At 54.0% G+C, this 7,251-nt stretch carries 7 protein-coding genes; 4 read left to right on the forward strand and 3 right to left on the reverse strand.

Annotated elements, in window-relative coordinates:
* The 3 genes from OSC10802_RS0125750 to OSC10802_RS0125765 all read left to right on the forward strand — a co-directional run.
* A partial coding sequence (locus OSC10802_RS0125750) for a hypothetical protein (protein WP_198525190.1) occupies positions 1–460 on the forward strand: 460 nt, incomplete at its 5' end.
* Positions 461–896: 436 nt separating this feature from the next.
* Entirely contained in the window at positions 897–1,115 is a 219-nt protein-coding gene (locus OSC10802_RS0125760) for a hypothetical protein (RefSeq protein ID WP_017719655.1), read from the forward strand.
* Between the two features lie 95 nt (positions 1,116–1,210).
* Positions 1,211–2,917, forward strand: a complete 1,707-nt coding sequence (locus OSC10802_RS0125765) for a phosphatase PAP2 family protein (RefSeq protein WP_017719658.1) — start codon at positions 1,211–1,213, stop codon at positions 2,915–2,917.
* A 120-nt stretch (positions 2,918–3,037) separates the two neighbouring features.
* On the opposite strand, the gene OSC10802_RS0125770 is transcribed toward OSC10802_RS0125765, so the two are convergent.
* Positions 3,038–3,649, reverse strand: coding sequence for an Hpt domain-containing protein (locus OSC10802_RS0125770; RefSeq protein ID WP_255349202.1), 612 nt, complete (start codon positions 3,647–3,649; stop codon positions 3,038–3,040).
* A 748-nt stretch (positions 3,650–4,397) separates the two neighbouring features.
* Between OSC10802_RS0125770 and OSC10802_RS0125780 the strand changes: the two genes are divergently transcribed.
* Positions 4,398–5,846, forward strand: coding sequence for a TM0106 family RecB-like putative nuclease (locus OSC10802_RS0125780; protein WP_017719661.1), 1,449 nt, complete (start codon positions 4,398–4,400; stop codon positions 5,844–5,846).
* 126 nt (positions 5,847–5,972) lie between these two features.
* On the opposite strand, the gene OSC10802_RS0125785 is transcribed toward OSC10802_RS0125780, so the two are convergent.
* The gene (locus tag OSC10802_RS0125785) at positions 5,973–6,524 is read right to left on the reverse strand and encodes a hypothetical protein (RefSeq protein ID WP_017719662.1); all 552 of its coding nucleotides are present in this window, start codon (positions 6,522–6,524) and stop codon (positions 5,973–5,975) included.
* Between the two features lie 362 nt (positions 6,525–6,886).
* Entirely contained in the window at positions 6,887–7,132 is a 246-nt protein-coding gene (locus OSC10802_RS0125790; RefSeq protein ID WP_017719663.1) for a hypothetical protein, read from the reverse strand.
* Positions 7,133–7,251 lie beyond the last annotated feature (119 nt).

Raw genomic sequence — 7,251 nt, forward strand, 5'->3', positions numbered from 1 at the left:
CACCGCTGTCGGTGGTGGTGTGTTAACTTTGGGCGGACTCCAGAATCTTGCCAGCAGCACTAACATCGTAGCTCAAGACTCCGACAGCACTATCAACCTGCCGGCGCTTACCAGCTTCAGCGATGACACCAGCGACTCGGCGCAATCCATATTAAATGCCTATGGTGGCGTTATCTCGGCTGACAATTTGGCCAGTCTGACGGAGGTAGACTTGTCTAGCTACGCCAGTAATCTAACCCTACCCAGCTTAACCAGTTATGCCGGCAACAACTCAGTCAATGCCGCAAACGCCGCTCAGCTAACTCTGGATGCCCTAGCCACCATTACCGGCACCCTTACCGTATCAGCTGACGGCACCGGCACCAAAGTCACCCTGCCGGCGCTCAACAGTTCTCAGGGCAGCTTCACTCCCAGCAATGGCGGCACTGTCGCCCTCAAAGATACCACCTTGACGAGCTGATAAACTCTCCTTAACGCGACCGCAGCTGTCGGACCGGCAGCCGGTCGCGCTTCAAAACAGTGCCGGCTGGATCGGAGGAGAGTGTTCCCGGATACCGTTTGTCTGCAATCTTTTTATTTAGTCCGCTGAAAGCGGACTTTGCTTGTGTAGCGGCAGACTTCAGTCTGCCGCCAACCGCAGGCGCTTTAGACAGAGCCGGTATGAGGAAAGCCAGTTTTTAAAAAAGACAATTAACCGGAAATTAACCCAGTCTTATTGAAGGGGGCGGGAAATTGCTGCCGGTGGCGTGACCGTAGCGTTTGTGCTCTTACAGTGCCGGCAGATGGATGAGCCATCCTGCATAAATCCTATCTTGGCAACTCCCAAAAGACAACTGTTTTAATAAGTTTTTTTAAGACTCCCCCACACTCCTCAGGAAAGATGATAGAGTCAGAGCATGGACAGCAAAGGGTTAAGATTATCTCCGCTCCCAACTTTTCTAAACTACAGGTTAAATATCCCCGGCAAAGGTGGGAACTCCGCCGCAATTGGGCGCAACCGGCATGGCGCGATCGGCAACTGCACGGAAGGCAGAGACAAGACTTTCTCGCATCTGCCGGTGCGGGGTGAAAAGCGAGCCGGTTTAACCCTCATCAACACGCCCCATTCAATATAAGCTTTCGGACAGGCGAGACGCCTGTCCTACGTCAAACGGAGTTCCACAGGCGTCTCGCCTGTAGCATACCAAACTAGCGCAGCAAGGGTAAATTTATGAGCTACGAAGGCAATGACTTACTTTTAGGAACACCGGCAAATGAGCAAATCCCGGGTTTCCAGGGCAATGATACCATTCTCGGTATTGCCGGCGACGACCTGATATTCGGCAACCAAGGCGCTGACTTAATCTTTGGCAACCAAGACAGCGACACCCTCTGTGGCGGACAAGGTAATGATACCCTGCACGGGGGCAAAGGCAATGACCTGGTATCAGGCGACAAAGGTGATGACACGATCTGCGGAGACTTGGGCGCAGACACCTTAACCGGCGGCGAGGGAAATGACATATTCCGGATTGGCAAAGGCAGCGAAACCGATGTAATTTCCGACTTTAGCACAGGTCAGGATTTAATTGAATTAACAGGCAGTTTGACTTTTGACTCTATAAACATAGTAGCCGGCACCGGCACCAACGCAGGCAACACTATTCTGCAAAACAAAACCACCAACCAGATAATCGCCGTATTGCAGGGAGTTGACAGCAGCACTATCAGCAGATCAAACTTCTTGCCAACTCCAGAGGGAGACGCCGTACTCGATTGGAACCAGACACTTTTAAATGCAGTAAAGCAGGATAAAACCGCACCCCCCCTAGCGTCACGCAATATGGCAATGGTTCACGCCGCCATCTATGACGCCGTGAACGCCATTGAGCAAACCGGCGAAGTCTATCGTGTGAAAGCTAACGCACCCGAAGGCGCGTCAGCAGAAGCGGCGGCGGCGTCTGCAGCGCACCGCGTCTTAGTCAATCTCTACCCGCAACAAACCGCAACCTTCGACACAGCGCTACAGGCGTCTCTCGCAGAAATACCCGACGGTAATGCAGAAACAGATGGCGTCAATTTAGGGAAATCTGTCGCCGATCAAATCCTGCAATGGCGCAGTGCAGACGGCTCAAATGCCACAGTGCAATACACGCCAGGAACTAATCCGGGAGAATGGCAACCCACGCCACCCAATTTCGCACCGGCACTGCTCCCGCAGTGGCCAAAGGTCACGCCATTTGCTATGACAGACGGTCAGCAATTCCGCCCCGCCGGCCCGCCGGCACTTAACAGTGAAGAGTATAGCACAGAATTGAATTTAGTCAAAGAATTAGGCGGCAGCAACAGCACCGCCCGCACCGCAGAACAGACAGAAATTGCGCAATTTTGGGCGGATGGAGCCGGCACTTACACCCCCCCCGGACACTGGAACGAAATTGCGCAAGATGTCTCCCTGCAACAGGGGAACACCCTAGCAGAAAATGCCCGCCTGTTCGCGCTGCTCAACATCACACTGGCAGATGCCGGTATTGTCGCTTGGGATTCCAAATACAGCTACGATTTGTGGCGACCGATTACAGCAATTCAGCAAGCGGACAGCGATGGAAATCCGCAGACAGCTAGCGACCAAAACTGGACGCCGCTGCTGGCAACTCCGCCCTTTCCGGAATATGTTTCCGGGCACAGCACATTCAGTGGAGCCGCCGATGCAATTTTGACATCTTTCTTTGGTAATAATATTAATTATACCACAGAATCAGCCGGACTCCCAGAAGTGAGGCGCTCATTTGAAAGCTTCACACAAGCCGCTGACGAAGCCGGTATAAGCCGGATTTACGGCGGCATTCACTTCCCCTCAGCCAACGAAGACGGGCTAGCAGCAGGAAGAGCTTTGGGCGAGTATGTTTTCGACAACTTTTTAGGAAGTGAGGTTTAGTCCGCCGGCACCGTTCTTGTGATGCCGTGGGGATTTCTAGATGCCAGAAACCCGTTTTCTTAAAGAAACCGGGTTTCTCAGTACCGGGAGAACCCGCCCCAAAAACTGTAGGGACAAAATTCACAGGCGCAGAGACACCAGCACTTCCTTAACGCGGACAAATTCCTGATCCAACTGCGCTACAAGTTCAGCTGTTTCTTGCAGGGAGCCGGCTCTCGCTTCCGTCTCGATAGCAGCGCACAGCTTCGCCATCCCAACAATACCAAAATTCCCGCAGCTCCCCCGAAGACTGTGAGCCGCATGCCGCACCTCCTCAGCACTCCCCCGCACCGCCTTTTCCCGTATCGACTCCAGCAGGGATGGGGTGCTGTGCAAAAACAGATCAATCATTTCCGTCAGTGCGTCAGACTCTCCTTCTTGGTATAACTCCTCGCGCAGAGAAACCAGCACTTTCAAATCCACGGAAGGGTTGACCGGCTGCAGGGAACCGGGCATCGATTCATAGTGAGGCGCAATCTCGGCAAACATCAGGGCCACCGTCTCGGTGTTGGAACCGGGCAGCCCCAGCTCGGCGTCGCCGCGCTGCAAGCCCAGATGGGAGAGCTCCCACAGCTTTACCACACTTTGCAGCTCCTCCACCCGGTGCTGGCGGGCGGCGGGAGTGGGAGCCGCTTGGATGGCTAGGGCGGCTTTGCTCAGCTTCAGGCTGAGCATCCGCTGGCGACCGGCAATGTTATCCCTCTTTTGTCACTTTGAGGGAATTCGAGGAATTTGCCTCATTTCAGGCAACAAGAGATAGGGCTTTTACCCCGGTTTGACAGAAGAGGGTTATAGCAGTATGCACTTAGGTTAGAACATTAGACCTTGAGGGGGGGCGGGACGCCCCCCCTACGTCTATAGAGCAGTAAGCATTTAGGAAACCTACATTCCGGCCTCCCTTGCTCCAGAACTCCCGAAGCTTCTATTGTTCCAACCAATATGACTGCTGCTATAATCACCCGGGAATCGCTCGACTGTTGCTTCAGAGAGTGCTGCACTAAAATTTGGCCGGCGACTGACAGCAGCGCCACAGCGCTGAGGGCGGCAATGTAAAGCACTGTCAGGCGGCGAGTCGGGGAGGGTTGAGTGCGTGATGCCGGCATTGATGTGACAGGATTGCTATCGGTTGGGTTGAGTGTGGCGGAGCGGCTTTAGCTGGAGTTCTCACACCCTGTTGGGCTACAGGCGCGACAGGTGGCGTTTGTAGCAAAAGTTACCTATTGCATCAATTATGCCTTCCCACCGCAGCTATTACCCTGATTCTCAGCAGGTCACTGAAATAAAAGCCAAAACAAGATCCCTGCCCAGCCCCTCTGTACAATCTGGGGAAATAGCCCCCCTGTGTCAGGCGGGTTGGGGGCACCTCAGACGGTTTTTGGGTCAGCGGTTTTTTTGTGCCGGCAGCTCGCGGGCGAAAGCGAATTCCTGCTAGCTTAAAGGCATGCTGCTGACTACCGAAGTTTTGTTTCATTTCCAGCGCTGCCGGCGTCGGGCGTTTCTCGATTTTTTTGGGGACGCCAACCAGCGCGATCCCGAACCGGAGTTCTTGCTGAAACTGCAAAAGGACAGCTGGGCGCACCGGCACGCCACTGTCGCCCAAATGACTTACTGCCAGCCGGATTGCCCGCCTGGAGACTGGGATGCTGGCGCGGCGGCGACTCTGAAATTGATGCGGCTGGGGGTTGAGCGCATTTATATGGGAGTGCTGGCAACCTCTGGCCCAGAAGGGCTCACTCTCGTCAGCTATCCCGATTTGCTGGTGAAGCTGCCAGGAGAGTCTTGCTTTGGGGATTGGCTGTACGTTCCGGCAGATATTAGGTTGGGCCGGCGTCCGAAGCTGGACTATCAAATTGTTGCGGCGTTTCACGCTTTTGTGCTGGAGTCTGTGCAGGGAGGAAGTCCCCCAAGTGCCGGCCTGCTGCTGCGCGACAAAGGGATTTACTGGGTGAATCTGGCTCAAAGAGTGCCCCAGATGCAGCAACTGCTCAGAGAGTGCGCCCAGATGCTGCGCCGGCACATAGAACCTGAGGTTTTTATTTCCCGCCACCCCTGCAGTCTCTGTCACTGGGCGAGCAGCTGCACTTCGCTCGCCAAAGAAACGAAGCACCTGTCTCTGCTGCCGGGAGTGACGCCAAGCCGGTACGCAAAGCTGCGAGCTCTGAATTTGACTTCGGTGGGAGCCCTGGCAGGGGCTGATCCACAGGTGCTCGAACCTTTACCTGAATTTGCCGGTGAGGTGGCTCGACAGGTGGTGCTGCAAGCGCAAGCGGCTTTGCAGGACCGGGCGCTGGCGAAGAGAGAGAATGGATCATTTACCGGCACCTTCCCGACTGCGCCGGTGGAGTTTTATTTTGATATTGAGGCGCAGCCAGAGCTGGATCTCGTTTTTCTGCACGGGGTGCTCGAGATCGACCGGCACGCCAACACCCAGAAGTTCCACCCCCTGCTGGCAAAACAGCCTTCCGATGAAGGGGCGATTTGGGAGAAGTTTTTGGACGTGGTGTGGGCGCACCCCGATGCGCCGGTGTTTCATTTCTGCGATTACGAGGTTCAGACGGTGAAACAGCTGGCAAAGCGCTACCGCACGCCGGCCCACCTGTGGCTCCCCCTGCTCAGCCGCTTTGTGGACGTGCACGAGTGGGTGACGCGAAACGCTGTCCTGCCGGTGGACAGTTACGCCCTAAAATCGATAGCTCGCTGGTTGGGTTTCCAGTGGCGTGCCGGTGCCGCCAACGGTGGCCATTGCGTCGTCTGGTATGACCAGTGGTTGGAAACCGGCAATCCCTTTTTCCTCGACGCCATCCTCAGCTACAACGAAGATGACTGTCGCGCCACTCACCTCGTTAAGGACTGGCTGGCCAGCTTTTTGTTGAATAGGGGTGAGGGCTGAGGGGTTAGGGATTAAGCATTAGAGGTTTGCCAATCAGAAGGACGCGCGACACTGCCACCTCAGACCTAACACCTGCCACCTCACCCCTAACCCCTAACCCCTAAGACCTAACACCTAACCCCTATTTCAGTTTAAACTCATATCGGTAAATGAAAGGCGCGGGCAGTTATTCCACCAATCAGGGTGGATGCAATCTGCTTTGATTGTCAGCTTCTGAGCGTTCTGAATATTTACAGACCACTTTTGTTCGTTCTCTTGCTGCGTTACATATTTTTCTCCCACCAATTTTTCGTCCGCATACACTTCCAGCAGGACGATATCTTCTTTGTCTGCCACTTTACTGCGCCTGTCCAGACCGAACCCCAAGTTGAGTTGAGAAAAGCCGGAAGGCAATATACAAACAACTTCCGCCGGCACCTCACTGTTGTCTAGAATGTCCCCCGACTCTTCTGGTACATACATATTATATAAATAGGCTATTTCAGAACCCGAATTTTTACCCACAGTAATGGATTGAGATCGCTCCAGATGCTTTAAGGGTTGCTCTACACCTGGGGTCGCACTGCGACATTCCAAATCAAACAGGTAAGCTAATTTCGTCTGCCCTTTGATTGCAGGCGCTGGCAGGAAAACTGCTAAAATTGCCGTCCCGATTGCTAAACGTTTTTTCAAAAGCATCGGCTGTTCTCCTGGGACATTCCCGAAGTTATAAGTTATCTAATAGGTGAAAGCTCCCCCCCCATTCCCTCTTGTAAGACTTTTGCTAGTCTGTCTCAGTCGCGCCTTCAAACTATCTTATTAGTAAAGTAGTATATCTTTTTTATTGGCAGCTTATTAAGGATAATTATAAAATAAACCCTAAGGAAGAGTCAGCCCGCCGGTAGCCTGGAGGGTTAGGTTTTAGGGGGCGCGGGGGCGCGGGTTTGGGTTTTAGGAGAGAAGTTGATAATTAACCGCATGCCCCATGCCCCATGCCCCATCCCCCATCCCCCATGCTCACAAGAGTAGATTTTTTGTAAAACCCTTATCCCACATCGATTTCAGCCATCAAGTCCGCATTCGAGCGCTCGAGTCCGGCTCAGTTCTGGGGTTGCATGGTTTTCAGGTGCCCCCCAAATGCCAGCTTCAGAGGGGATTTCACCTTGGCCACCGATCACCCACTCGCTGGCGGTTCGGTTTACCGCATAAGGAATTACGGGAAACCGAAACAAGAGCGCCGTTTCAGGCACACCGGCAGCCCTCACCCCCCGAAATGCCAGCTTCAGAGGGGATTTCACCTTAGCCACCGAGCTCCCACTCGCTGGCGGTTCGGTTTACCGCATAAGGAATTACGGGAAACCGAAACAAGAGAGCCGTTTCAGGCACACCGGCAGCCCTCACCCCCCGAAATGCCAGCTTCAGAGGG

This window comes from Kamptonema formosum PCC 10802, assembly GCF_000332335.1.
Taxonomy (GTDB): domain Bacteria; phylum Cyanobacteriota; class Cyanobacteriia; order Cyanobacteriales; family Oscillatoriaceae; genus Oscillatoria.